Source organism: Bradyrhizobium sp. NP1, from assembly GCF_030378205.1.
GTDB lineage: Bacteria > Pseudomonadota > Alphaproteobacteria > Rhizobiales > Xanthobacteraceae > Bradyrhizobium.
Genome location: NZ_CP127385.1, coordinates 2,452,302 through 2,476,093, shown reverse-complemented (window position 1 = coordinate 2,476,093; position 23,792 = coordinate 2,452,302). Strand labels below are relative to the sequence as shown.

Below are 23,792 nucleotides of genomic sequence, written 5' to 3'. Positions count from 1 at the left end.
GACGCCATGCGCATCCTGAGCCTCGCGGGGCGGCGGCTCGCCGCCTCGATCCCGACCCTTGTGCTGATCCTGATCGGCGTGTTCCTGTTGTTGCAGCTTGCGCCGGGAGACACCGTCGACGCCATGATGGCGCAAATGGGCGGCGGGGATGCCGCGACCGCGCGCGAGCTGCGGCACTTTTACGGGCTCGACCTGTCGATCCCGCTGCAGCTCGCCAACTACCTGTGGCGGCTGGTGCGACTCGACCTCGGCTTTTCCTCGATCTACGGCAAGCCGGTTGCGACCGTGATCCTGGAGCGCCTGCCGCCGACCCTGCTGCTGATGACGGCGTCGCTGTCGTTCGCCTTCTTCTTCGGCCTCCTGTTCGGCGTGTTCGCGGCGCGGCGCGTCAACAAATGGCCGGATACGCTGATCTCTACGCTCGGCCTCGTCTTCTATGCCACGCCCTCGTTCTGGTTCGGGCTGATGGCCATTGTCGTGTTCTCGATCTACCTGCAATGGCTGCCGCCCGGCGGCTTCGAGGATATCGGCAACGTCCATACCGGTCTTTCGCGCATGCTCGACATCGCCGGCCACCTCGTGCTGCCGACGCTGACGCTCGGCCTGATCTTCCTCGCGATTTATCTGCGCATCATGCGCGCCTCGATGCTCGAGGTTCTGAACCTCGATTTCGTCCGCACCGCGCGCGCCAAGGGCCTCGACGAGACGCATGTGATCACCCGCCACGTGCTGCGCAATGCGCTGCTGCCGATGGTGACGCTGATCGGCTTGCAGGCCGGAACCATGCTCGGCGGCTCGGTCGTGGTCGAAAGCGTGTTCTCGCTGCCCGGCCTCGGGCGGCTGGCCTATGAATCGGTGGTGCAGCGCGACCTCAACACGCTGCTCGGCATCGTCTTCGTCTCGGCGCTGCTGGTGATCGCGGTCAACTTCATCGTCGACCTGCTCTATGCGCGGCTCGATCCGCGCATCTCGGCGGAGGGCTGAGATGGACGCGGTCAAGCGCTATTTCCGCAGTCCCGCCGCGGTCATTGGCCTCGTGCTGCTGCTGCTCGTGATCGCGATGGCGGCAAGCGCGACCTGGCTCTATCCGCGAGATCCACTGGCGCTCGCCGGCCGTCCGCTGGTCTGGCCGTTCGCCAATCCGCGCTTTCCGCTCGGCACCGACAATTCGGGGCGCGACATCGCCGCGCAGATCTTCTATGGCGCCCGCATTTCCCTCTTGATCGGCGGCGTCGCCACCGCGATCGCGATTGCGATCGGCGTGCTGGTCGGCGCATTTGCCGGCTACTACGGCGGCTGGGTGGACAACATCCTGATGCGGATCACGGAGGCGTTCCAGACGCTGCCGAATTTCGTGCTGCTGCTGGTTCTGGTCGCCGTGTTCGGCTCGACGCTGACGACCGTGACCATCGCGGTCGGCTTCGTGTCGTGGCCGGCGCCGGCGCGGCTGACCCGGGCCGAGTTCCTGTCCCTGCGCAACCGCGAATTCGTCCAGGCCGGACGTACGCTCGGCATGAAGGACCTGCAACTGATTCTAGGCGAAATCCTGCCCAATGCGCTGCCGCCGGTGATCGTCTATGCCAGCGTCGTGATGGCGGTCGCGATTCTGCTCGAGAGCGCGCTGGCCTTCCTGCGCCTATCCGATCCCAATGTCGCCTCCTGGGGCAACCTGATCGGGCTCGGCCGCGACGTGCTGCGCGTGCAGTGGTACGTCTCGGCAATTCCCGGCGTTGCCATTCTCGTTACCGTGCTGGCGGTGTCCCTCGTCGGACAGGGTCTGAACGATGCGCTCAATCCGAGGCTGAAGAGCCGATGAGCGATCCCGTCCTGGTCGTCGATCATCTGACCGTGCGCCTGCCCGAGGGCGCCGACCGCGCGCATGCGCTCTCCGACGTCTCGCTCTCGATCGCAGCGAACGAGATCCTCTGCCTCGTCGGCGAATCCGGCTCCGGCAAGTCGGTGATGGCGAACGCCATCATGCGGCTGTTGCCCGACGAGGTCGGCATCGAGGGCGGGCATATCGGCTTCGAGGGGCGCGACCTCTGTGCCGCTCCGCCTGCCGAGATGCGCAAGGTGCGCGGCGAAGGCATCGCAATGATCTTCCAGGAGCCGATGACCGCGCTCAATCCGCTGCGCACCATCGGCGACCAGATCGGCGAGATGTTTGCCATTCACACCGATCTTTCCCGCGCCGCGATCCGCGCGCGGGTGCTGGCGTTGCTGGAGGATGTCCGGATTGCCGATCCGGCTCGGGCGGCAAAAGCCTATCCGCACGAGCTATCCGGCGGGCAACGACAGCGCGCCATGATCGCGATGGCGCTGGCGCTCGACCCGAAGCTTTTGATCGCGGACGAGCCGACCACCGCGCTCGACGTGACGACACAGGCGCAAATCCTCAAGCTCATCCGCGACCTGCAGCAGCGCAGGAAGACCGCGGTGCTGTTCATCACCCATGATTTCGGCGTCGTGGCCGAGATCGCCGACCGCGTCGCCGTGATGCAGCACGGCGTGGTCGTCGAACAGGGCGCAGCAGGCGCGGTGCTGAACAAGCCGCAGCACGGCTATACGAAGCAGCTGATCGCCGCGGTGCCGCCCCTGAAGGCGCCGCCGCCGCGTTCGCTGTCCTCCGACGCCATCCTGAGCCTCTCGAACGTGTCCAAGACCTATCGCAGCGGCGGATTTCTCGGCCGCGGCGCGCGCGTCACGCCCGCGGTAAAGGACGTCTCGCTCGCGCTGCCGCGAGGCGCGACGCTCGGCATTGTCGGCGAATCCGGCTCGGGCAAGTCGACGCTGGCGCGCTGCATCGTCCGCCTGATCGATCCCGATACCGGCTCGATCATGCTCGATGGAAAGGACTGGGCGACCCTGTCGCGTGAAAATGTTCGCCGCGAAACCCGCCACATCCAGATGGTGTTCCAGGACCCGTTCGCTTCGCTGAACCCGCGCCGCAAGGCGGTCGAGCTGGTGGCGCAGGGGCCGATCGTGCACGGCACGCCGCGGGCGCAGGCTGTTGCCGAGGCGCGCGAGCTGTTCGCCCTTGTCGGGCTCGATCCATCGGCCACGGACCGCTTTCCGCATGAATTTTCCGGCGGCCAGCGCCAGCGCATCGGGCTCGCCCGCGCGCTTGCCTTGAAACCCGACGTGCTGGTCGCCGACGAGCCGGTCTCGGCGCTCGACGTTTCGGTTCAGGCGCAGGTGCTGCGGCTGCTCGCGGATTTGCGCAAGCGCCTCGGGCTTTCGATCGTCTTCATCACGCACGACCTGCGCGTCGCCGCGCAGATCTGCGATCTCGTCGTCGTCATGAAGGACGGCATGGTGGTGGAGCATGGGTTGACCGCGGAGGTGTTCGAGAACCCGCAGCACCCTTACACCCAGGCGCTGCTGGCCTCGATTCCCGGCGGCGCCTTCACGCGCGAGCATGACGCGGTCGCGATCGCCTGAGATCTCAGGCGATCTCGCGCGCGTCGCGGCGGCGGTAGAGCAGCAGCATCAGCGGCGCGAGCTTGCGGAGCAGCCCATGCGCGGGAATGGTCACGGGCTCGGTGAACGGCAGCGCGAGATCCTTTTCGGGAACACCGCGCACGGCCTTGGCGAATTCACCGCCCAGCGCCATGGTCAGCGCCACGGCGCGGCCGTTGCAGCCGGTCCAGCCATAGGCATCCGGTCCAAGGCGATGGAAACGCGGCAAAAAGTCCGTGGTCATGCCGACATAGCCGTTCCAGACATAATCGAAGGAGACCTCGCCGATCTGCGGCCACAGCCGCAGCAAGCGCTCCGCCACCCGCGCCTTCAGCCGCTCGGCCTTGTCGCCGGGCCCGATCACCGCGCCGCCGGTAACCAGGCGGTTGCGAGCGTCGTAGCGGGCGAAATAAAGCTCGCCATGGGTATCCGACATCGCCTGCCGGCCGGGAATGATGGTCTTGCGGACGTTGTCCGACAGGGATTGGGTCGCCATCTGCCAGGACAGGACCGGCATTACCTCGTGAGCGATTTCGGGCGCCAGCGACTTCGCGATCTCGCCGCTATAGGCGTTGGTCGCCACGACCAGCGCCCGCGCGGTGATCTCGCCTTTGGCAGTTTTCACCTGCCATCGACCGATGCAGCGCTGAAAACTTTCGGCCGGCGAGCGCGCAAAGATGCGTCCGCCGCGCTCCAGCACGACGCGCGATAGCCCGCGCGCCAGCGCCAATGGATTGATATGGCCGCCGCTTTTGTTCCAGAAGCCGCCGAACCAGGCATCCGAGCCCAGCATGTCGCGGACCTGTTCGCGCGACAGAAGCTCGACCGGCGCGCCGAATTTCGACCATTGCCTGACCCGGCGCTCGGCGATCTTGATACGGCCCGGCGAATGCACCGGCTGCACCCAACCGGCCTGCTCCTGCTCGGCCTCGATGCCATAGCGACCGACCATGTCGAACAGCGTCGCGGCGCTGTCGCGCAACAGGCCGACGAAGCGCTCGCCTGCCGGACCGTGTTTTGCAACGATGTCCTCCGGATCAGGCCGCGACAGGGTCGGGATCACCTGGCCGTTGTTGCGGCCCGAGGCGCCCCAGCCCGGCTCCATCGCCTCGACGATAGCAACATCGACGCCCGCTTCCCGCAGATGCAGCGCGGTGGACAGCCCGGTAAAGCCACCGCCGATGATGACGACATCGGCCTCATGCGATCCGATCAGTTCCGGGAAATCGGGCCCACGCGGCGTCACGGCGGCCCACAACGAACCCGGCCATCGCACCTCGGTCATGTCGCTCCATTTTCCTTCCTGCACCGGCGGCGCGGGTGCCCTGCACGTCCGCGGCTTGCGATCCGCCGCACCGTTTGCTTAGCTTAGCAAGCCTCATTTAGCCCGGGAAACAAAGAGTGGCACTGAAAAACGTCATCGGCATCGACCATGCCGTCATCATGGTCAAGGATCTCGACAAGGCCGCCGAGAACTGGAAGCGGCTGGGATTTACCATTTCGCCGCGCGGCACCCACAGCGCGCATATGGGCTCGGGCAACTATACCATCATGCTCGACCCCGATTACATGGAATTGCTCGGGGTGCTCAAGGAGACCGAGCACAATGCGCCGGCCCGGGCCTATCTTGCCAAGCATGGCGACGGCATCGAGCGCATCGCCTTCACCGCGGTCGATTCGGCTGAAGGCGCCGAGGAAATCCGTGCGCGCGGATTTGCCCCGATTGGACCGACCGATTTCGAGCGTCCGGTGACGCTGCCCAACGGCACCGTCTCGGCCGCCAAGTTCAGGACCTTCCAGTGGCCGACGGCGGAAGCGCCGGGCGGCGTGCGCATCTTCGCCTGCCAACACAAGACGCGCGAAACCGTGTGGATTCCAGAACTGATGACGCATGCCAATGGCGCGAAACGCCTGCGCCAGGTCCTGATCGTAACGCCCGAACCGGCAAAGGACGCCGCCCAGCTTTCCCGCATGATCGACCGCGAAACGCGGAACGAGCCGGACGGCGCGGTCGCGGTGCCTTCGGGGGCGGATCGCGCCGACTTCGTCTTCCTGACGAAGGATCAGCTCGGCAAGCGCTATCCTGGCGTGCCGCTCGCCGGGCTCTCCGAGCGTGGCGGCGCCGGGCTCGTGATCGCGGCGGACCTGGCCAAGGCGGAGAAGGTGCTTGGCGCGAACGGCGCCCGCTCGGGACAAGCGATCTGCGTTGCACCAGCCGCGGCGAACGGCACGCTGCTCGCGTTCGTGGCCTAGCCTGAGCTCTTCGCGGGGCGAGCGGCCATCTAGTTGCCGGGCGGCTCGCCCGCCCACGCGTGCGCGATCAGCGCTTCGATTGCGCCGCGCTCGAGCGGCCGCGGATTCCAGTATGGGTTGGCGAAGGTCAGGTCGACTGCGCGGGCTATTCCATCCTGCGGCATTCCGATCTCGCGCAGGCTCGCCGGGATCTGCATTTGCCGGCCGAGGTCGTAGAGGCTGTCGGCCGGATCGCGGCCGGCAAAAATCCGCGTCATCCTGTTGATCGCATCGGGCACGGCGCCCGCGTTGTAGCGCAGCGCATGCGGCAGCACGATCGCATGCGTCTCCGCATGCGGCAGGTTGAAGGCGCCGCCGAGCACGTGACACAGCTTGTGGTGCAGGGCGACGCCGACCGAGCCGAGACAGAGGCCGCACAGCCAAGCACCATAAAGCGCGTTGGCACGCGCCTCGCGGTCCGAAGGTCCGGAGACGACCGCCGGCAAGGCGGTCGCCATGGCGCGGATCGCCTCTTCCGCCATCAGCGATATCACGGGGTTGCGGTCGCGCGCGTAGAGCGCCTCGACCGCATGCGCCATCGCGTTCAAGCCGGACACGGCGACCAGCCGCGGCGGCAACGACAACGTCAGCGCGACGTCATAGATCACCGTCTTCGGGGCGATCGCGGGGTCGGAGCGCGTCGTCTTCACGCCGTCCGCCGTCTCGCCGAGGATCGGGGTCATCTCCGAGCCGGCATAGGTGGTGGGGATCGCGATCTGCGGCAGCCCGGTGCGCACGCCGATCGCCTTGCCGAGCCCGATCGTGGAGCCGCCGCCGAGCGCGATCACGCCATCGGCCTTCACTTCGCTGGCGAAGCGCAGCGCCTGCTCGGTCACGGCGAGGGGCGTGTGCATCACCGCGCCGGGAAACACACCCGCGAAGCGATCCTTGAGACGATCGGCGAGCGCGCGGCCCTGCGCTTCATGGCCGGCCGTGGTCAGAACCAGCGCGCGGCGGATCGACAGCAGGTCGACTTCCTCGCCGAGCCTGTCCAGCGTTCCGTCGCCGAACACGACACGGACGGCTTGCGAGCGGTAGACGAACGGGTCCATGTGATCCTCCACGCGCGGGCACGATCTCAGGGCTGCACGGGCAGCGACGCAGGCTCGGTGGTGCGTACGGTCGCGGGCAATTCGACCGCCTCAGCATCAGCGATCCTACCATCAAGCACGGCTTGGAGGCGAGCGACATCGAGCTCGCCCTCGCTCCGCGAGATCACGATGGTCGCGACACCATTTCCAATCACGTTGACGAGCGCCCTCGCCTCGCTCATGAAGCGGTCGATCCCGAGGATCAGCGCCATGCCGGCGACGGGAATCGTCGGCACCACCGAGAGCGTGCCGACCAGCGCGATGAAGGACGCCCCGGTCACGCCGCTCGCCCCCTTCGACGTCAGCATGGCGACGGCAAAGATCGCGATCTGCTGCGGGATCGAGAGGTCCACATTGGTCGCCTGCGCCACGAACAGGGCGGCAAGCGTCATGTAGATCGACGAGCCGTCGGTGTTGAAGACATAGCCGGTCGGCACCACGAGGCCGACCACCGGCTTGGAGCAGCCGAGACGCTCGAGCTTCTGCATCAGGCTGGGCAGCACCGGATCGGAGGATGACGTGCCAAGCACGATCAGGATTTCCTCCTTGATGTAGACCAGGAACTTCCAGATGCTGAAACCGGACCAGCGCGCGATCGGGCCGAGCACGGCGAACACGAACACCGCCGAGGTCACGTAAAACAGCAGCACCAGCTTGATCAGCGGCCCGAGCGACGCAACGCCGTAGCGCCCCACCGTGAACGCCATGGCGCCGAATGCCCCGATCGGCGCGAGCCGCATCACCACGTTGATCGTGCCGAACACCAGCGTCGCGCCGGCGTCGATCAGGTCGCGGACCGGCCTTGCGCGTTCGCCCAGATGCGACAGCACGAAGCCGAACAGGATCGAGACCAGCACGACGGGCAGGATGTCGCCTCTGGCGAAGGCGTCCACCACCGTGTTGGGAATGATGTTGAGCAGAAACTCGGCAATCGTCTGTTCCTTGGCCTTCCCCGCATATTGCGCGACCGCCTTGACGTCGAGGGTAGCCGGGTCGACGTTGAAGCCCGCGCCTGGCGTTGCGAGATGCGCGGCGGCAAAGCCGATCAGCAGCGCAAGGGTGGAGACCGCCTCGAAATAGACCAGCGCCTTGCCGCCGACACGGCTCACCTTCTTCATGTCGGACATGCCTGCGATGCCCGAGACGACGGTGCAGAAGATGACGAGTGCGATCACCATCTTGATCAGCTTGATGAAGCCGTCGCCGAGCGGCTTCATCTCGACGGCAATCGAAGGCCAGAAATGGCCGAGCGCAATCGCCACCGCGATCGCGGCCAGCACCTGCACATAGAGCATCGCATAAAAAGGCTTCCGGGCACGCGTCGTCGTCGCCTCAGACATCGATATCTCCAAGGAGTTTTCTGACTATCCAAGCCGGCCGCGATACTCGTGCCCGGCGCTCTATTCGGCTGGCCCGGCTATCCGTCCGGCCGCAGCACAATGCGCTCCCGCGACGAGCCGATGACGGCGAGATAGGCCGCCCTGGCTTCACGAAGCGGATAGACCGATCCCTTCGCGATCGGGAACGGTTTGAGCTGGCCGCCCCCGAAGCCAGCCATCACGCTGCGCAGCACGTCGGCGCTTTCGACCGACGAAAACGCCAGCGTGTCGACCCCGACATAGGTGTGCCGGCCGCGGTAGAATTCGAGAATGTTGAATTCGACACGCGGATTGATCGCGGCGATCAGGATCTGCCGGCCACCTTTTGCAAGCGAGCGGTGCGCATCCTGGAAATAGGGATCGCCGACGGTGTTGAAGACGATGTCGGCCCCCTTGCCGTCAGTCAGCTCGCGCACCCGCGTTACAACGTCGGTCGCCGCCGAATTGATGATCTCGACCGGGCCGTTGGCGTGGCCTTGATAGCCCTCGTCCTTGCGCACCACGCCGATCACATTGGCGCCGCGCCAGGTCGCAAGCTGGATCGCCGCCTGCCCTACCTTGCCGTTGGCACCGAGCACGAGGACATGCTCGTGCGCCTTCGGTATGCCGCTGCGACGGAAGCCTTCGATCGCCGTGACGAAGGGAACGCCGATGCCGGCGGCTTCCTCCATCGAGATGTCCTCGGGCTTTTCCACCAGCGCGGCCGCCTCGACCACCAGATGCGAGGCGTGGGTGCCGTCGCGCCGGATGCCAAGGTCGCCCGACGTGCCGAACACCGCTTTACCCATCCATTCCGCCGGGCCATCGACGACCCGGCCCGCGAAATCGCGTCCCGGCGTGCGCGGAAACACCGCATAGGGCATCAGCCCGGTCGCCGCTTTGACGTCGGACGGATTGACGCCGGCCGCTTCGATGCGGACCACCACGTCGCCGGCACCGCGCGACAAGCTGCGCGTCTCGATGACAGGCGCAAGCGAGCCGGCATCCGGCGCCTTCGCATGAAGCCGCACGCAAGTCGCCTCGAACACCGCTGCCTGGGCGGCACTTGTGGCCGTTGCCGTCGTCATCTCCACCTCCTACGCCGCCCGCGTCGCCGAATACGGCGCAAGCCCGACGATGCGGCGCGCCTCGGCAAAGCTTGCAATCTCGCCGCCGAGATCCTCGACGAGGCGGCGGGCCTTCGTCACCATCTCGGCGTTGGAAGCGGCCAACTTGCCGCGCGAGATATAGACGCCATCCTCGAGACCAACGCGCACATGGCCGCCGGCGAGATAGGACTGCGCCACGGACGAAAACGCCGCCCTGCCGATCCCGATCGCGGTGAATTCGGCGTCGGGCGGCAGCAGGTTGCGTGCGTAGATCACGGTCTCGGGAGCGGGCTGGAAGCCGTAGCGCACGCCCATCACGAACGAGCACAGGATCGGCCCTTTCAGGGTGCCGTCCTTGAGAAGGTCATTCATCAGCGCGATGTCGCCGGAATCGAACAGCTCGATCTCCGGCTTGACGCCAGCCTCCGCAATCACCTTGGCCATGCGGCGGACATTGCCGGGCGTGTTGATCACGACCTCCTTGCCCGAATTCATGGTGTTGAGGTCGAGCGTACAGATATCAGGCTTGAGCGCGGTGACGTGCTCGACCCGCTTCTCCGGAACCATCAGCGTCGTGCCGGCAGCGGCGACCTTCGGATCGTCGGCCGACGGCACGAAGCGTCCGCCGGGCCCGGTGGTGATGTTGAGGATCAGCTCGGGATTTTTCGCGCGGATGCGCTCGACCACCTCCTGGTAATATTCCAGCGCCATCGACGGGCGGCCGGTCGCAGGATCGCGCACGTGGATGTGGACGACGGCCGCGCCCGCATCGGCCGCGCCGAGGCAGGAATCGGCGATCTGCTGCGGCGTGATCGGAAGGTACGGCGTCTGGTCCGGCGTAGTCAGGTTGCCGGTCACAGCACAGGTGATGATGACCTTGTCGCGTGGCGCACGCATGAAATCCTCCTTCAGAGCGAACGGCCGCCGTCGACCACCAGGATGGTTCCGGTGGAGAAGCGGAGCTGGGTTGCGCAGGACAGGATTGCGGCAGCGACGTCGTCGGCCGTCGCGACCCGCTTGAGCGGCGTCGTCGCCGCGCTCTTGGCGTTGAAATCAGCGCCGCGGCCGGGAACGAAGCCGGTATCGACGACACCGGGCGCAACCGCGAGCACGCGGACTTCCGGTGCCAGCACCCGCGCCAGCGACTTCGTCATCACGTCGATGCCGGCTTTCGTGGCGCAGTAGGCAATCGACGAGCCGCTTCCGGTGGTGCCAGCGATCGAGGAGACCGACACGATCAGTCCGTCGCCCGACGCCTTCAATAACGGCGCGAAGGTACGGATCGCTGCAAATTGCCCGCGCCAGTTCACCTCGAACATGCGATCGATCAGATCGTCGTCGAGCCCGTCGAGATCGGCATGGGGGACAGGCTTGGTGAAGCCGGCCGCATTGACGAGCACGTCGAGCCGGCCGAAACGCTGCTCGACCTGTTCGCGCAGCTTGAGAAGCGTCGGCGTCTGCGCAACATCGGCGGCAAAGGCGGCATGGCCTTGCCCCGGCAGCGAAGCCAGCGCCTTTGCGGCAGCGCTCGCCTTGTCGGCCCCGTCGCGATACGTGATCACGACGGTCGCGCCTTCGCTCGCGAATTGCCGCGCCGCCGCCGCGCCAATGCCGCCGGCCCCGCCCGTGATGAGGACGACCTTGTTCTGTAATGCGAGTGTGCTGTTCATCGCGTTCACTTGATCGGCGGCTTGGGGAGGATGGATTCGCCACGCTGCATGACGAAGCGATACGACAGCGTGTACCAGGGCGCAGCGACCCCTGGCGCCGGCGGCGTGCCGCCATCATGCCGCCGGTAGTCGCCGATCAGCGCGCGCGTGACGCCGAACACCGCGTCGCTCTCCAGATGCTCGTCGTCATCGACAAAGACCTGGGTGATCAGCGTCTTGTATCCAGGCTTGTAGCCGAGGAAATGAACATGCGCCGGACGATAGGGATGACGATGCTGCGCGCGCAGCATCTCGCCGACCGGACCGTCGGTCGGCACCGGATAGCCGGCCGGCTTCACCGAGCGGAAGGCAAAGCGTCCTTCCGCATCGGTCGTGAATCTGCCGCGCAGGTTCATGTCGGCCTGGGTTTCGTCCTGGTTCTCGTAAAGCCCGATCGGCGACGCCTGCCAGACGTCAACCGTGACGCCGGCAACGGGCGCGCCGGAGGTGTCGACGACCTGACAGGTCGCGAACAGATCGGGGCCGGGTGTCGGCGAACGCACGATTGAAGCGCCGCTTTCGGTCACCGGCGAGTTGGCCCGCCAGAACGGGCCGAGCAGCGCCGCCGCCGTTTCGGTCGGACCGCCATTACCGTTGTTCATCAGGCAGACCAGGGTCGAGAACCCGATCGCGTCGGCAAACAGGATGCCCTCATTATGGGCATCGTGGGTCGCCTGCCCGATGCGGTTGAGGAAATCGATCCCGATATCGTATTCGTGCTCGCTGAGCTTCACCTCGCGCGCGAAAGCATGCATGTGCCGCACGAAGGCTTCAGCGATCTCGCGCAGCCTTGGATTATCGGCGCCCGCCATGGCCCGCAGCACTGTCGGGGTCACATCGGCGGCACCGCCGATGATGCCGCCAACCCGGCCCTCACCGGATTTCCGCGTCTCGACCGTCATATACAGTTTTCCTTTATGCAATCGATTGCAGTGTATATGCACAACCGATGGCCCGATGTCGAGCCCGAATAACGAAACTGTGAGGCGAAAAGCGCTTTCGCGCGCCGGAGCGGCCCGTGCAGGCCCAACCGACTTGCCGTTGCGCGGCTTGCGAGGCCCTGCTTTCCCGCGCATTTCCGCCCTGCGGGACGAAGCGACCCGGAACAGAACCGCGATCTGCGCGCGAAACATTGCAGAACGCACCGATCTCCCGTAGAAGTCGCCCCTGTTGGTTTCATTTCCCGTAGCTTCCGGGCTCGCAGAACGCCGGCCGTGACCTTTGCCGGAATGGGCGGGTCGACCGCATTCTGACTTGGACCTGCAACTTTGGGCGCATTGCGGCGCCCTCGGCGCGACCGAGCGGACCAACTATTTGGTTGAGACGTCATTCATGACTGGAAGCGAGCCGGAAGCAGCAGCGGACAGCCGGGAACGGACCATCCTCACGACCGACATTGTCGGCAGCACCGCGCTGTTGCGCCGCTACCCCAACGACATGCTCGGCGCGATGGACCTGCACGACCAGATCCTGCACACCGCGATCCGGCGTCATTCGGGACGCCCCTTCCGCCACACCGGCGACGGCGTGCTCGCGATCTTCGACCGGCCGGCAGACGCCGTGATGTCGGCGATCGAGGCGCAGCGCGAGATGCGCCGCATCGATTGGGGCCCGACGGGACGGCTGCAGGTCCGGGTCGGCATTCACACCGGCCTGACGCGGGCCCGCGGCGACAACGACTTCTTCGGTCCGGCCTTGCCCACGGCCACGCGGCTGCAAAGCGCTGCCAGCGGCGACCAGATCCTGCTTTCCGGCACCACCGTGGAACGGATCGCGCCCGACCCGCTCTACACGCGCTTTCAGCTTACCGACCTCGGCGAGCATCATTTCAAGGGCATCGAGCCGATCCGCGTTCACCAGGTGAGCGCCGACGACCTGCCGAGTGCCTTCCCGCCGATCGGCGGCAAGCGGGAAAGCGCAAGCGGCAACCTGCCCGCCAATCTGAGCTCGTTCCTCGGCCGCGAGCGGGAGCTGGACGAGCTCGCGCAGATGGCCCGCGAGTCACGACTGTTGACGCTGGTCGGCGCCGGCGGCATCGGCAAGACGCGCTTGGCGATCGAATTCGGCCGTTCGCTAGAAAGCACCTTCCCGGACGGGGCATGGCTTGTCGACCTTTCCGCCCTCGAGCGGGACAGCGAGGTCTGGCCCGCGGTGGCGCAGGCGTTGCTCATTCTGCCCGTTCCGGGCGCGGAACCGCGGATCCAGGTGCTGGAACGGCTGCAGCGGGCGCGCGCGATCCTGCTCATGGACAATTGCGAGCATGTGCTCGATCCGGTCGCGGACGCCGTCATCGAGCTCGGCCTCAGCTGCGGTGAATTGCTGCTGATCAACACCAGCCGGCGCACGCTCGGCGTGGAGGGCGAGGCCGTCTATGAGGTCTCCTCGCTCGATTCCCATTCGCCCTCGAGCAGCGGCCCGTCGGCCGCGGTGCGGCTGTTCGTGGAGCGCGCGCGGCTCGTCAATCGCCGCTTTCAGCCGACGCCGGAGGAAATCGCCATCATCCAGCGGATCTGCGCCAATCTCGACAGCATTCCTCTTGCGATCGAGATCGCAGCCGCCCAGCTCCGGCGTCACACGCTCGAGAGCATCGAAGGCGGCGTGGCAAAGCCGCTCGACCTGCAGTCGAGCAGCTTCCGCCGCCGCGCCGGCCGTCACCAGACGCTGCGGCAGGCGCTGGAGTGGTCATACGACCTGCTCGATGCAAACAGCCGCCAGGTGCTGCAGCGGCTGTCGGTCTTCTCCGGCTCGTTTCACGAAGAGCAGGCGCTTGCGGTCTGCGCCGGCGACATTCCGGACGAATCCGAGGTACTCAAGGGGATCGATCAGCTTGTCGAGAGCTCGCTGCTGATCCGCGATGTCGGCGGCCTTCCGCTGCTGCGAATGCTGCAGACCGTGCAGGCCTTCGGCCGCGAGAACCTCGACCAGGCGAGCCTGCTGCAGATGGTGGAGAACCGGCATGGCGAGGTCTATGCGGCGCGCTGCCGCCAGCTTGGCCAGCAGATCGCCGGCGTCAACGAGGCCAAGGCGACCAACGCGATCTATGACGAATTGTCCAATCTGCGTGCCGCCTTCGAACGTGCGATCACGCGCGACCTCAAGCGCGCAGCGGAGCTTGCGGCGCCCTTGTTCCTGTTCAACTATTCGCATCGCGGCGCCGAAACCGGCAACTGGTACGAACGGATCATGGCAAGGCCGGGAGCCGACGATCTGGAGCAGGCGCCGCTGTTTCTGGCCGGCGCCGCCGGCCACGCCTTCCACGACGAGGGCAACCAGGCCAAGGCGTCCGCGTTCATGGAGCGCGGCTTCAATGCCGAACGGGACGGCAGGCGGTCGAGTCAGGGCTGGCTTGCCCATGTCGCCGGCCAGATGGCGCAGTGGTTCGGGGACACGACCGCCTGCATCGGTCATCACGCTGCGGCCGTCGAAGAGGCGCGCAAGGCCGGCAACACCGCCTGCGAGGTGATGTCGCTGTGCATGGCGGCCTATGTCAAGGCGCGCGCCGGCGACACCGATGGCGCCGACCGGTTTCTCCATGAGGCGACCCGGCAGGCCGGCCTGCAGCCGACGCTGATGGGCTACATCCACTATGCCCGCGGCGGCATCGCCAAGGACCCCGCCCGCGCGATCGACGAGTACCAGATCTCGGTCGAATGGGCGAACATGGCGGGCAACCATCTCGGCGCGCTGCGCGTCAAGCAGCTGATTGGCGATCTGCAGGCCGCGCACGTCGGCCCGGAGGAAGCGCTTGCGATCCACATGCGCACGCTGATCGAGCTGCCGAGCCACGGTGCCGCCTTCTACAACTGGCTGACGATCCGCTCCCTGATCCTGCCGCTCGCCGAGCTCGGGGCCGACGAGCCGCTGGCGGTCCTGGTGGGCGCGCTGCGGGCTTCGCCCTTGAAGCTCAACCGCCCCGCCCGCAATGCCGTCGACAAGGGCATCGCCCGGTTCGGCGACGTGGCGTTCGAAAAGGCGGCTGCGCGCGGATACCGGTTTGACCTTGGCGAAGCGCGCAGGTACATCATCGACGTGTGGCAGAATACGGATACACGTAACGCGAAACTGGGCACGGCACGCAATCGCTGATATTTGCCGGTCCGCCTACGGTGGGGAGGGGCATGGACGATTCATCCGTCGCCAAGCGGCTGGTCAAAGCCGTCATCGCCGATTTTCCGGACCATGCCGAGGGCACGCGGCCGATTCACACCATCGGGATCGGCGTCAAGGGCACCTTCGTGGCCTCCGAGGTGGCGCGTTCCTACTGCATCGCCGAGCATTTCCAGGGCCAGCCGGTCGACGTCACGGTGCGCTTCTCCAACGGATCGGGCAGCCCGGCCCGGCACGACGGCTGGTCCGACGTCCGCGGCATGGCGACGCGATTCCATCTGAAGAAAGGCCAGTCCACCGATCTGATCGCGATGACGCTCGGTGAATTCTTCGTGCGTACCGTCGACGAATTCTTCGAATTCACCAAGGATGCGCAGCAGACGATCGTCGCGCGGGAAAAGCCGTGGCGAAAATTTCTCGACATGCTGCAGCTCAAGCCGCCGATGCCTGATCCGCCCCCCGGCAAGACCAAGAGCGGCGACGCCGGCACGCTCGTTTATGCGAACCGGCACCGGTTTTCCCAGCTCGGGGTGTTTCAGGCGGCTTCGATCGGCGCGCCCGTCAGCTATGTCCGCGCCTCCTATCACGCCGTCCACACCTTCTTCGTGACGGGCGCCGACGGCGTTCGACGTCCGGTGCGCTTTTCCTGGCAGCCGGTGGCCGGCGTGCTGACCACCGATCCCAAGCTGCCGCCGGTCGACAACTATCTCAAGGAGGAGCTCGCGGAACGCCTGAAGAAGTGGCCGGCGCGCATGATGCTGATGATGACGATCGGCGAGGCGGGCGATGTGCTCGACGATCCGACCCAGCATTGGCCGGCGCGGCGCGTGCGCGTGGTGATGGGCACGCTGACGCTCACCGAGGTCCCCGAAGGAGACGAGCAGGTCGCTCTCGGCGAACGGATCAGCTTCAATCCCATGCTGCTGACAGATGGCATCGAGCCGTCAGGGGATCCGATCCTGCGCGCCCGCAAGGACGCCTATGAGGCCTCGAGCGAGATGCGCAAAGGTGCGCCCTGCCCTTTCAGCCGGAGCTGACCTAAATGCCGGAAAAGAAAAATTGGTTTGGTCGATTTGAAGACACGCTGAATGATCTGGTCAACAAGCTGCCGGATACGGGCTTCTTCCAGTTCGTCGCGGCGCGAATCCTGGTGCCCTATTGGGCCTGGAAGACGCCGGTCAAGCCCCAGCCCGGCGGTCCGCGCTTCTCCGTGCAGGCGGGCGACAACATCCAGCGCATGATGAACCTCGTGATGCCGCTCAAGGACAAGTCGCCGATCGGACGCGCCAAGGCGGCGCTCGCGATCGCGCAGAACAAAGACGAGATCTATGCGGGGCTCGACAATGTCGGCACCGTGCATTTCGCGCGCTTCGTGATCGTCGACGACAATATCTGCATGTTCTCCGTCTATGACGGCGACTTCACCAACTACATCCGCGACTTCATCGCCACCATCGGCAGCGTCTTCAATGCCGTGGTGGAGTTGGTCGAAGGCGGCGACAAGGTGATCCCGTCCGAAAAGAACATCGAGAAATTCATCGACTGGGTGCATGCCCATGACCTCTACCAGGTGCCCGACATGGCGACCGACATCCTGCGCGACCAGGAATCCGTGAACGGCGACACCGGCAAGGACGACCTGACGCTGCTGCCGCGCGAACTGATCCTGCAGCTCAACGTCAACCCCAATGTCTCGCTCGGCAGCGGCTATCGCGCCTATCCCGGCTACTCCGCGGCGCAAGTGCGCGACAAGTTCGGAATCGGATGGTGAGCACCGTGGCAAACTCCGCTGACTTCAACCACGCTGACGTCCAGGGCAATATCCTGCGCGGCTACAACAAGCCGCGCGTGCGCTATCTCCTCCTCGAGGTCAAGGACCGCGGCGCGGCGCGGCGCTGGCTCGCGGCCTGTCTCGCCGGCCGCGACGGCTTTCCCGCCATCACCACCGAAACGCCGGAGCGTTGGAAGACCAAGCCGGATACCTGTTTCAACATCGCCCTCACATTCGAGGGGCTGCGCGCGCTGGGTGCGCCCTCGTCCTCGCTCGACAGCTTCCCCACCGAGTTCAAGGAAGGCATGACTGCGCGCGCACTGAAGCTCGGCGACGCCGGGCCGAGCGCGCCGGAGAACTGGGCAAAGCCGTTCGATGAGCCGGATCGCGTCCACCTGATCGCCTCGATCCATGCCGACGAGGAGGACCAGCTCGATCGCGTCCAGGCCGCCGCCCTCAGAGGCGGCTCCGGTCTCGATTTGCGCGGCAGCCGCGACGGCTTCTTCTTCAAGAAGGACTACGTTCACTTCGGCTATCGCGACAACATCTCGCAGCCGCGGTTTCGCGAGATCCATTCCTCCAGCGACCTGCCCGACGATCAGCCTTTCGCGCCGCTCGGTACCGTCTTGCTGGGCTATGAGACCAATTTCGAGGGGCTGTTCTTTCACGTGCCAGAGCCTGCGGCGCTCGGCCTGAACGGCAGCTTCAACGCCTTCCGCGTGCTAGCGCAGGACGCGGCCGCGTTCGAGGACTATCTCACGCAAGCCGCGACGGAGCTGTCCGACCATCCCGACGTCAACGCGCTGCTGCCGCCGGGCACTGAGGCCAGCTTCGGCGATGGCGTCTCGCGCCACGAAGCCCTTCGCGAGGTCGTCGCCGCGGCCATGTGCGGACGCTGGCGCAACGGGGTGCCGCTCGCGCTGTCGCCCACCACGCCCAACCCGAAAGCGCCGGTCGACCTCACGGAATTCGATTACAGCAGTAATTCAGCCTGCCCCTACGGCGCCCATATCCGCCGCTGCAACCCGCGCGGCGGGCAGATCGTGCAGCGCGTCGCCAATTACAGCCGGCGCCTGATCCGCCGCGGCATGCCCTATGGGGACCCCTTCGACCCGAAGAAGCCGGACAACCAGGAGCGCGGCCTGCTCGGCAATTTCATCGGCGCCAATCTCGGCGCGCAATTCGAGGCGATGTCGTGCGACTGGCTCAATCTCGGGCTGCAGGATCCGCGCATCACCGGCTCCAACGATCCGCTGGTCGGATACAACGAGACAACGACGAGCTGGCTCGACCTGCCGCTTGAGAAGGGTGCGCCGATCCGGCTTCGCGGCTTTCCGCGTTTCGTGACGACGCGCGGCGGCGCCTACACCTTCCTGCCGAGCATTCCCGCGATCCGCTACCTCAGCACGCTTGCCAACTGAGCTAGTGGAGCGGATTTGACGTTCGCTACCTCCTCACCGCGATTCCTTGATGCGAACGTCAAATCCAAAGCTCCACTAGAAACAATAATTTGCTAGTGGTCCTTTGATTCTAACATTCGCAAAGGAGCCTGCCACGACGGGATGCGAATGTTAGAATCGGACCACTAGCCTATTCGGCGGGGAACGCCGAGCAGCCGTCACTGTGGATGGAAATCCCGACCTTGGCGCCGAGCGGCCAGAGCGTCATGGCCTGGTCGCCGCTGGAACGCACCAGCAGCCGGTCGTAACCGGAAGCCGCACATTCGACCTGCAGGTCGACATGGCCACCCTGGTAGACCTGCGCCACGACATTACCGGTCAGCGCGCAGGGCTCGCTCGCGCCCACCAGGCGAAGCTGCTCTGGCCGGACGAACAGGTCGACCGGCGCGGCAACGCCAGCGCCGGACAGCGACTCGCCGGGCACCTTCAATTGCGTCGTCCCCAATGCGATCAACGCATCCGTCGAACTGACGCTGACCAGCGTGCCGCGCAGCCGGTTGGTATCGCCGACGAAGGAAGCCACGAAGCGGTCGCTCGGCCGGCGATAGATCTCGATCGGGGTCGCGAGCTGGCGGATCCGGCCGTCCGACATGACCGCTACCCGGTCCGACATGCTCAGGGCCTCGCTCTGGTCGTGGGTGACGAAGATCGTGGTCAATCCGAGCTTGCGCTGGATCTCGCGCAATTCCACCTGCATCGAGGCGCGCAGGTTCTTGTCGAGCGCGGAGAACGGCTCGTCGAGCAGCAGCACGGTCGGATTGATGACGAGCGCGCGCGCCAGCGCAACGCGCTGCTGCTGGCCGCCCGACAACTGCCGCGGCTTGCGGTCCTCCATGCCCTTGAGCTTGACCAGCGCCAGCGCGTCGGCGACACGCTTGTAGCACTCCTGCTTCGGCACGCGACGCGTCTTCAGGCCATAGGCCACGTTTTCAGCCACGCTCATGTGGGGAAACAGGGCGTAGTTCTGAAACATCATGCCGATTTCGCGCTTGTAGGTCGGCATGTCGTTGACGAGCCGCCCGTCGATCGAGATCGAGCCACCATCCGGCCCCAGGAAGCCGGCCGCAAGTTTCAACAGCGTGGTCTTGCCGCAGCCGGAGGGTCCGAGCAGGGTCATGAATTCGCCGCGCCGGATCGAGAGCGAAACGTCGTTGAGCGCGGTTACATCGCCGAAGCGCTTGGTGACGCCGTCGAAGCTGACCGCCGCGTCGTGCTGAGCCGTGCTTGAAACTGGCTGCGCCATGCCTTCTCCGTCAGTGGCTCTGTTCGATGTTGAGCACCTTGCCTAACCCCAGGAAGGCGTTCGCGAACGCGATCAGGGCGGCGGTGCCGACGATATACATCACCGAGAGCGCCGCCATCGACGGATCGGCGAACTCGCGGACATAGTTGTACATCGCAACCGGCAGGGTCTGCGTACGCTGCGAGGTGACGAACAGGGATGCGGTGAATTCGTTGAACGACAGGATCGCGGCGAACAGCCAGCCGCTCACCAGACCCGGCAGCAACAGCGGCAGCGTGACCGTCAGGAGCACGCGCAGCGGCGTCGCGCCGAGGCTCGCCGCGGCAAGCTCGTAGCTCTCATCGAGGTTTTTCAGCGAAACGTAGACGCTGCGCAGCACGAAGGGCAGCACCAGAATGACGTGGCAGGCGACGACGACCGCAAAGCCGCGGCTCAGCCCGATCTGCGCCGCGAGGATGAGGAAGCCGAGGCCGACAGTGAAGTGCGGGATGACGAGCGGCGATACCAATATGCCTTCGATCGCCTTCTTGAACGGAAGGCGGTAGCGGTCGATCACGAAGGCGAACATGGCGCCGACGGCGAGCGCGATCGTCGAGCTCCAGGCGGTCACGATCAGGCCGTTGCGGAAGCCGTCGCGGAAGTCCTGGTAGGCCAGAGCCCTGCCGAACCAGCGCCACGACCAGGCCTGCGGCGGGAACGACAGGATCGCCTTGTCGTTGAAGGCGGCGATGGTGACGACCGCGGCCGGCAGGATCAGGAAGCCGAGGATCAGGATCACGGCCACCTTGCCGGCGAGCCCAAGCATCCGCTGATAGGTCGAGCGCGGGATCATCTAATGAGACTCGATGTTTTCGAGCGGCTTTGCCGCAAGCCGCAGCAGGAACAAGACCGCGATGGTGAGCGCCAGCCCCGCGACGCAGAGCGTCGCGGCGAACGGGAAGTTGAAGCTGGCGAAGCCGAGCTGATAGACCAGGTTCGAGATCATGTTGACGCGGCCGCCGCCGATCAGTTGCGGCGTGGCGAAGGCGGAAAACGTCCAGGCGAATGCCGTCGTGACGCCGGCGATCACGCCCGGCATCGACAGCGGCAGGGTCACGGTGAGAAACACGCGGATCGGGCCGGCGCCGAGACTCTCGGCGGCCCGCAGGTAGTCGCGATCGATGTGCGACAGCCCGGCCGCCAACATGATCACCATGACCGGCAGCGTGACATGGACCAGCGCCACCACCACGCCGAAGGTGGTGAACATGAACTGCACCGGCTGATCGATCAGTCCAAGGCCGCGCAGCACCGAATTGATGAAGCCATTGTTGCCGAGCACGATGATCCAGGAATAGGTCCGCACCACTTCGCCAAGGAACAATGGCGTGACGACGATGACCAGCAGCGCCGATTTCGCAACCGCGTTCTCGACGCGCACCAGCGCGTAGGCCAGCGGATAGCCGACGACCAGCGTCGCCGCCGCCGTCAGCGCACAGATCCACACGGTATCGAGAAACACCCGCGCGTAGAGCGGCTTCAACAGGTCGGCAAAATTGGCGAGCGTGAAGCCGCCGGGATCGAGCGAACCCGGCACATAGGCACGCAGGCTGTATTGCAGCACCGCGGCCATGGCGGCGACGAAGGCGAACGCGCAGAGCGCGGCCGGCGCCGTGAAGGGGCGAAGGAAAGGCTGCTGGTTCATCGGACGGGCATCAGGCGCCGAAGCGGATCAGGCCGGTTCATGTCAGGTCGGTTCGTGCCGGCTCAGTTCATGATGTTCTCGGCAAACCATTTGCGCCATTCCGCGGTCTTCTCCGCGCGCAGCTTGGAATCGATGTTGATCTGCTGCTTCCACTGCGCCGCGGTGGTGAAGACACCGGGCAGCTTGGCGATCTCGGGATCGAGCTTGGCGTTGAGCACGGCCGGGCTGCCCTTCTTGATCTTGGCGATCTCGGCCTGGATATCGGGATCGTACAGCGTGTTGATGAACTTGTAGGCGAGATCCGCCTTCTTCGACCCCTTCATGATGGCGACGGTGTCGATGCCGAGCACCGCGCCCTCCTTCGGAATCGCGAGTGCGATCGGAACGCCCTGCCCGATCATGTAATAGGCGTTCATGGAAAGCACGATCTGCACCGGCGTTTCGCCGGAGGCAAGCAACTGTTGGCTGTTGGCGTCGTTGGTGTAGAACGCCTTGAAGTTGGGCTTCAGCGCCTTGAGCTTGTCCTGGCCCTTCTCCCAGTGCGCCGCGTCCGCGCCCGACAGCATCGCCGCGACCGCGATGATATGGCTCGGATCGAAATCGGGCGCCGCCAGCTTCGCCTTCAGGTCAGGGCTCCAGAGGTCGTTCCAGCTCTCGAACTTGACGCCCTTGAGCAGGTCGGGGCGATAGCCGATGGTGTAGACGTAGGCCCACGCGCCGAGATGATAGGGGCTGATGCGCGCCTCGTCGGCGAGGTTCTGGGCGTTCGGGATCTTTGACGTGTCGAGCGTCTCGAACAGGCCGTCATTGGCATAGAGCCAGCCGACATGCGAGGTGGTGAAGGTGATGTCGCTCTCGGGATTGCCCTTGGCGAGCTTCTCCTTGTTGAGCCGGTCGATCGTGCCGCCGGTGATGAACTCGACCGGCACCCCGGTGTCGGCGGTGAATTTCTTGGCCACGGTTTCGGCGACGAGGTCGCGCCAGCTGCCGCCCCAGATGCTGACGACGAGCTTGTCCTGCGCATGCGCCGGCAGCGCAATGATAAGAGAAAAGAGCACGAGCCAAAAGCGAGCCATTTTTATCCCCCTCGCGGCGCCGGGCGCCGCCGGATCGTTTCCCCAGCAACGGCGATCCTGCACCAACAAAACGGTGCCGACAATAGGTTTGTCTTATCGACAATAGAACCTTATGCCGATATCGTCCGCGCCCGCGACGGGATAGTCCGCCGGTTTTCGGCCGGGAACCGTCGAGGCGCGCCCCGATCCAACCGCGTGCCACCAGGAGATGCAATTGATGACCAAGACGGGTGCAGAACGCCCAGATGCGCATCGGCCGTCGGAAATGCTGGCGACGCTCAAGCGTCTCGGCTTCCGCGCCGTCGTTTCGGTGCCGGACGGATGGCTCGGCGAGCTGCTGGTTCGCATCGAGCAGGAGCCGACGATGCAGCTGGTGCGGGCAACCCATGAGGAGGAAGCGCTGGCGATCGCCTGCGGCATCCGCCTCGGCGGCGTGCGCACGGCGCTACTGGTGCAGAACGCCGGCGTGCTCAGCATGGGGGCCGGCATGGTCTCCCTGGCACAGCGCTACCAGTTTCCGCTTCTGATGCTGGTGTCGTATCGCGGCGCGCCGGAAGACCCCGTCTTCTATCACATCCCCAAGGGGCGCGCGACGGAGCCGGTCTTCACCGGCCTTGGCCTCGCGCACACACGCTCGGATCGCTACCGGCCGATCGGCCCGCAGGTCGAGCAGGCCGCGACCTATGCCGAAGAGGGATCGTGCCCATTTGCGCTGCTGGTGTCACGGGAGGACGTCCAATGGTGAAGACCGCTCATCCGACCAGGGCCGACTATTACAAGGCGCTCGCCGCGACCCTGCCGCCTGAAGCACTCGTGGTGACGTGCCTTGGCAACGCGTCCTATCTGTGGGCCGCGCTGCATCACGCGCCGGAAAATTTCTACTTCGAGGATGCGATGGGGCTTGCGCTGCCGCTCGCGCTTGGTCTTGCGGTGGCGCAGCCGAAGCGGCCGGTGATCGCGGTCGAGGGCGACGGTGCGTTGTTGATGCATATGGGCGCGCTGGTCACGATCGGCGCCGTCAATCCGCCCAACCTCACGATGCTCTTGATCCAGAACGGCGTTCACGCGGCCTCCGGCGGTCAGGCGCTGACCAATGCCGGGCTCGACCTTGCCGCACTTGCCCGAGCGTCAGGCATTGCGCGCGCCGAGAACCTCGCCAAGCCGGAAGCGCTGGGTGCGAAAATGCGGGCCAGCTCAAAGCGCGACGGCGCGGAGTTTCTGGTGCTCGCGACCGAGCCCGACATCGAAGTGGTGCATCCGCCGGTCGCGCTCGATCCCATCATGACCAAGCAGCGCTTCATGGCGGCGATCGGCGCGCCGCGCTACATCCCGACGCTGTTCGGCGGCGGCAAGCTCGAAGGGATGTAGGCGTGCGTCGAGCGAGGTCGCACCCGTCCCCGGAAAGCGTGGCCCGCTCGGGCCGCGCTTCCCAG

General features: G+C 65.7%; 21 protein-coding genes. 10 read left to right on the top strand and 11 right to left on the bottom strand.

All coding sequences use genetic code 11. From position 1 onward, the window contains the following. Positions 1 to 6 precede the first annotated feature (6 nt). From QOU61_RS11845 to QOU61_RS11835, 3 genes are read left to right on the top strand one after another with little or no spacing between them, the layout of a single operon-like run. A complete protein-coding gene (locus tag QOU61_RS11845) occupies positions 7 to 984 on the top strand; it encodes an ABC transporter permease (RefSeq protein ID WP_289658535.1) in 978 nt (325 codons plus the stop codon). A 1-nt stretch (position 985) separates the two neighbouring features. Further along, the gene (locus QOU61_RS11840) at positions 986 to 1,816 is read left to right on the top strand and encodes an ABC transporter permease (protein ID WP_289658533.1); all 831 of its coding nucleotides are present in this window, start codon (positions 986 to 988) and stop codon (positions 1,814 to 1,816) included. Then, positions 1,813 to 3,441: an ABC transporter ATP-binding protein gene (locus tag QOU61_RS11835; protein WP_289658531.1), complete on the top strand. Its 1,629-nt coding sequence runs from the start codon at positions 1,813 to 1,815 to the stop codon at positions 3,439 to 3,441. The genes QOU61_RS11840 and QOU61_RS11835 overlap by 4 nt, the downstream gene beginning before the upstream one ends. 4 nt (positions 3,442 to 3,445) lie before the next feature. On the opposite strand, the gene QOU61_RS11830 is transcribed toward QOU61_RS11835, so the two are convergent. Then, positions 3,446 to 4,744 (bottom strand): NAD(P)/FAD-dependent oxidoreductase, encoded by a 1,299-nt coding sequence (locus tag QOU61_RS11830; protein ID WP_289658530.1) that lies wholly within the window; start codon positions 4,742 to 4,744, stop codon positions 3,446 to 3,448. A 116-nt stretch (positions 4,745 to 4,860) separates the two neighbouring features. Here QOU61_RS11830 and QOU61_RS11825 point away from each other — a divergent pair, with 116 nt between their 5' ends. Next, positions 4,861 to 5,712, top strand: coding sequence for a VOC family protein (locus QOU61_RS11825; protein ID WP_289658527.1), 852 nt, complete (start codon positions 4,861 to 4,863; stop codon positions 5,710 to 5,712). Positions 5,713 to 5,741: 29 nt separating this feature from the next. On the opposite strand, the gene QOU61_RS11820 is transcribed toward QOU61_RS11825, so the two are convergent. The 6 genes from QOU61_RS11820 to QOU61_RS11795 form a co-directional block, all read right to left on the bottom strand. Continuing rightward, the gene (locus QOU61_RS11820) at positions 5,742 to 6,803 is read right to left on the bottom strand and encodes a maleylacetate reductase (RefSeq protein WP_289658525.1); all 1,062 of its coding nucleotides are present in this window, start codon (positions 6,801 to 6,803) and stop codon (positions 5,742 to 5,744) included. A 26-nt stretch (positions 6,804 to 6,829) separates the two neighbouring features. After that, entirely contained in the window at positions 6,830 to 8,182 is a 1,353-nt protein-coding gene (locus tag QOU61_RS11815) for a dicarboxylate/amino acid:cation symporter (RefSeq protein WP_289658523.1), read from the bottom strand. Positions 8,183 to 8,259: 77 nt separating this feature from the next. Next, positions 8,260 to 9,288, bottom strand: a complete 1,029-nt coding sequence (locus QOU61_RS11810; RefSeq protein WP_289658521.1) for a quinone oxidoreductase family protein — start codon at positions 9,286 to 9,288, stop codon at positions 8,260 to 8,262. A 9-nt stretch (positions 9,289 to 9,297) separates the two neighbouring features. Next, the gene (locus tag QOU61_RS11805; protein WP_289658519.1) at positions 9,298 to 10,206 is read right to left on the bottom strand and encodes a beta-keto acid cleavage family enzyme; all 909 of its coding nucleotides are present in this window, start codon (positions 10,204 to 10,206) and stop codon (positions 9,298 to 9,300) included. 11 nt (positions 10,207 to 10,217) lie between these two features. Further along, on the bottom strand, positions 10,218 to 10,979 hold the full coding sequence (locus QOU61_RS11800) for an SDR family NAD(P)-dependent oxidoreductase (protein ID WP_289658517.1): 762 nt from the start codon (positions 10,977 to 10,979) through the stop codon (positions 10,218 to 10,220). A gap of 5 nt (positions 10,980 to 10,984) precedes the next feature. Next, the gene (locus QOU61_RS11795; RefSeq protein WP_289661463.1) at positions 10,985 to 11,830 is read right to left on the bottom strand and encodes a dioxygenase family protein; all 846 of its coding nucleotides are present in this window, start codon (positions 11,828 to 11,830) and stop codon (positions 10,985 to 10,987) included. 520 nt (positions 11,831 to 12,350) lie between these two features. Here QOU61_RS11795 and QOU61_RS11790 point away from each other — a divergent pair. The 4 genes from QOU61_RS11790 to QOU61_RS11775 are packed head-to-tail and all read left to right on the top strand — an operon-like array spanning position 12,351 to position 18,317. Further along, complete coding sequence (locus tag QOU61_RS11790) at positions 12,351 to 15,104, top strand: ATP-binding protein (protein WP_289658515.1); 2,754 nt, start codon at positions 12,351 to 12,353, stop codon at positions 15,102 to 15,104. Positions 15,105 to 15,136: 32 nt separating this feature from the next. Continuing rightward, positions 15,137 to 16,162 (top strand): catalase, encoded by a 1,026-nt coding sequence (locus tag QOU61_RS11785; RefSeq protein WP_289658513.1) that lies wholly within the window; start codon positions 15,137 to 15,139, stop codon positions 16,160 to 16,162. Positions 16,163 to 16,167: 5 nt separating this feature from the next. Then, the gene (locus QOU61_RS11780) at positions 16,168 to 16,896 is read left to right on the top strand and encodes a hypothetical protein (RefSeq protein WP_289658511.1); all 729 of its coding nucleotides are present in this window, start codon (positions 16,168 to 16,170) and stop codon (positions 16,894 to 16,896) included. Positions 16,897 to 16,901: 5 nt separating this feature from the next. Continuing rightward, on the top strand, positions 16,902 to 18,317 hold the full coding sequence (locus QOU61_RS11775; RefSeq protein ID WP_289658509.1) for a Dyp-type peroxidase: 1,416 nt from the start codon (positions 16,902 to 16,904) through the stop codon (positions 18,315 to 18,317). A 169-nt stretch (positions 18,318 to 18,486) separates the two neighbouring features. Here QOU61_RS11775 and QOU61_RS11770 read toward each other — a convergent pair whose 3' ends face one another. From QOU61_RS11770 to QOU61_RS11755, 4 genes are all read right to left on the bottom strand, one after another. Continuing rightward, a complete protein-coding gene (locus QOU61_RS11770) occupies positions 18,487 to 19,599 on the bottom strand; it encodes an ABC transporter ATP-binding protein (RefSeq protein ID WP_289658508.1) in 1,113 nt (370 codons plus the stop codon). Between the two features lie 10 nt (positions 19,600 to 19,609). Then, complete coding sequence (locus QOU61_RS11765) at positions 19,610 to 20,431, bottom strand: ABC transporter permease (RefSeq protein ID WP_289658507.1); 822 nt, start codon at positions 20,429 to 20,431, stop codon at positions 19,610 to 19,612. Beyond that, positions 20,432 to 21,283 (bottom strand): ABC transporter permease, encoded by an 852-nt coding sequence (locus QOU61_RS11760; protein WP_289658506.1) that lies wholly within the window; start codon positions 21,281 to 21,283, stop codon positions 20,432 to 20,434. Positions 21,284 to 21,345: 62 nt separating this feature from the next. Next, positions 21,346 to 22,359: an ABC transporter substrate-binding protein gene (locus QOU61_RS11755; protein ID WP_289658505.1), complete on the bottom strand. Its 1,014-nt coding sequence runs from the start codon at positions 22,357 to 22,359 to the stop codon at positions 21,346 to 21,348. Positions 22,360 to 22,576: 217 nt separating this feature from the next. Here QOU61_RS11755 and QOU61_RS11750 point away from each other — a divergent pair, with 217 nt between their 5' ends. After that, the gene (locus tag QOU61_RS11750; RefSeq protein ID WP_289658504.1) at positions 22,577 to 23,104 is read left to right on the top strand and encodes a thiamine pyrophosphate-binding protein; all 528 of its coding nucleotides are present in this window, start codon (positions 22,577 to 22,579) and stop codon (positions 23,102 to 23,104) included. Beyond that, on the top strand, positions 23,098 to 23,727 hold the full coding sequence (locus QOU61_RS11745) for a thiamine pyrophosphate-dependent enzyme (RefSeq protein ID WP_289658503.1): 630 nt from the start codon (positions 23,098 to 23,100) through the stop codon (positions 23,725 to 23,727). The genes QOU61_RS11750 and QOU61_RS11745 overlap by 7 nt, the downstream gene beginning before the upstream one ends. Positions 23,728 to 23,792 lie beyond the last annotated feature (65 nt).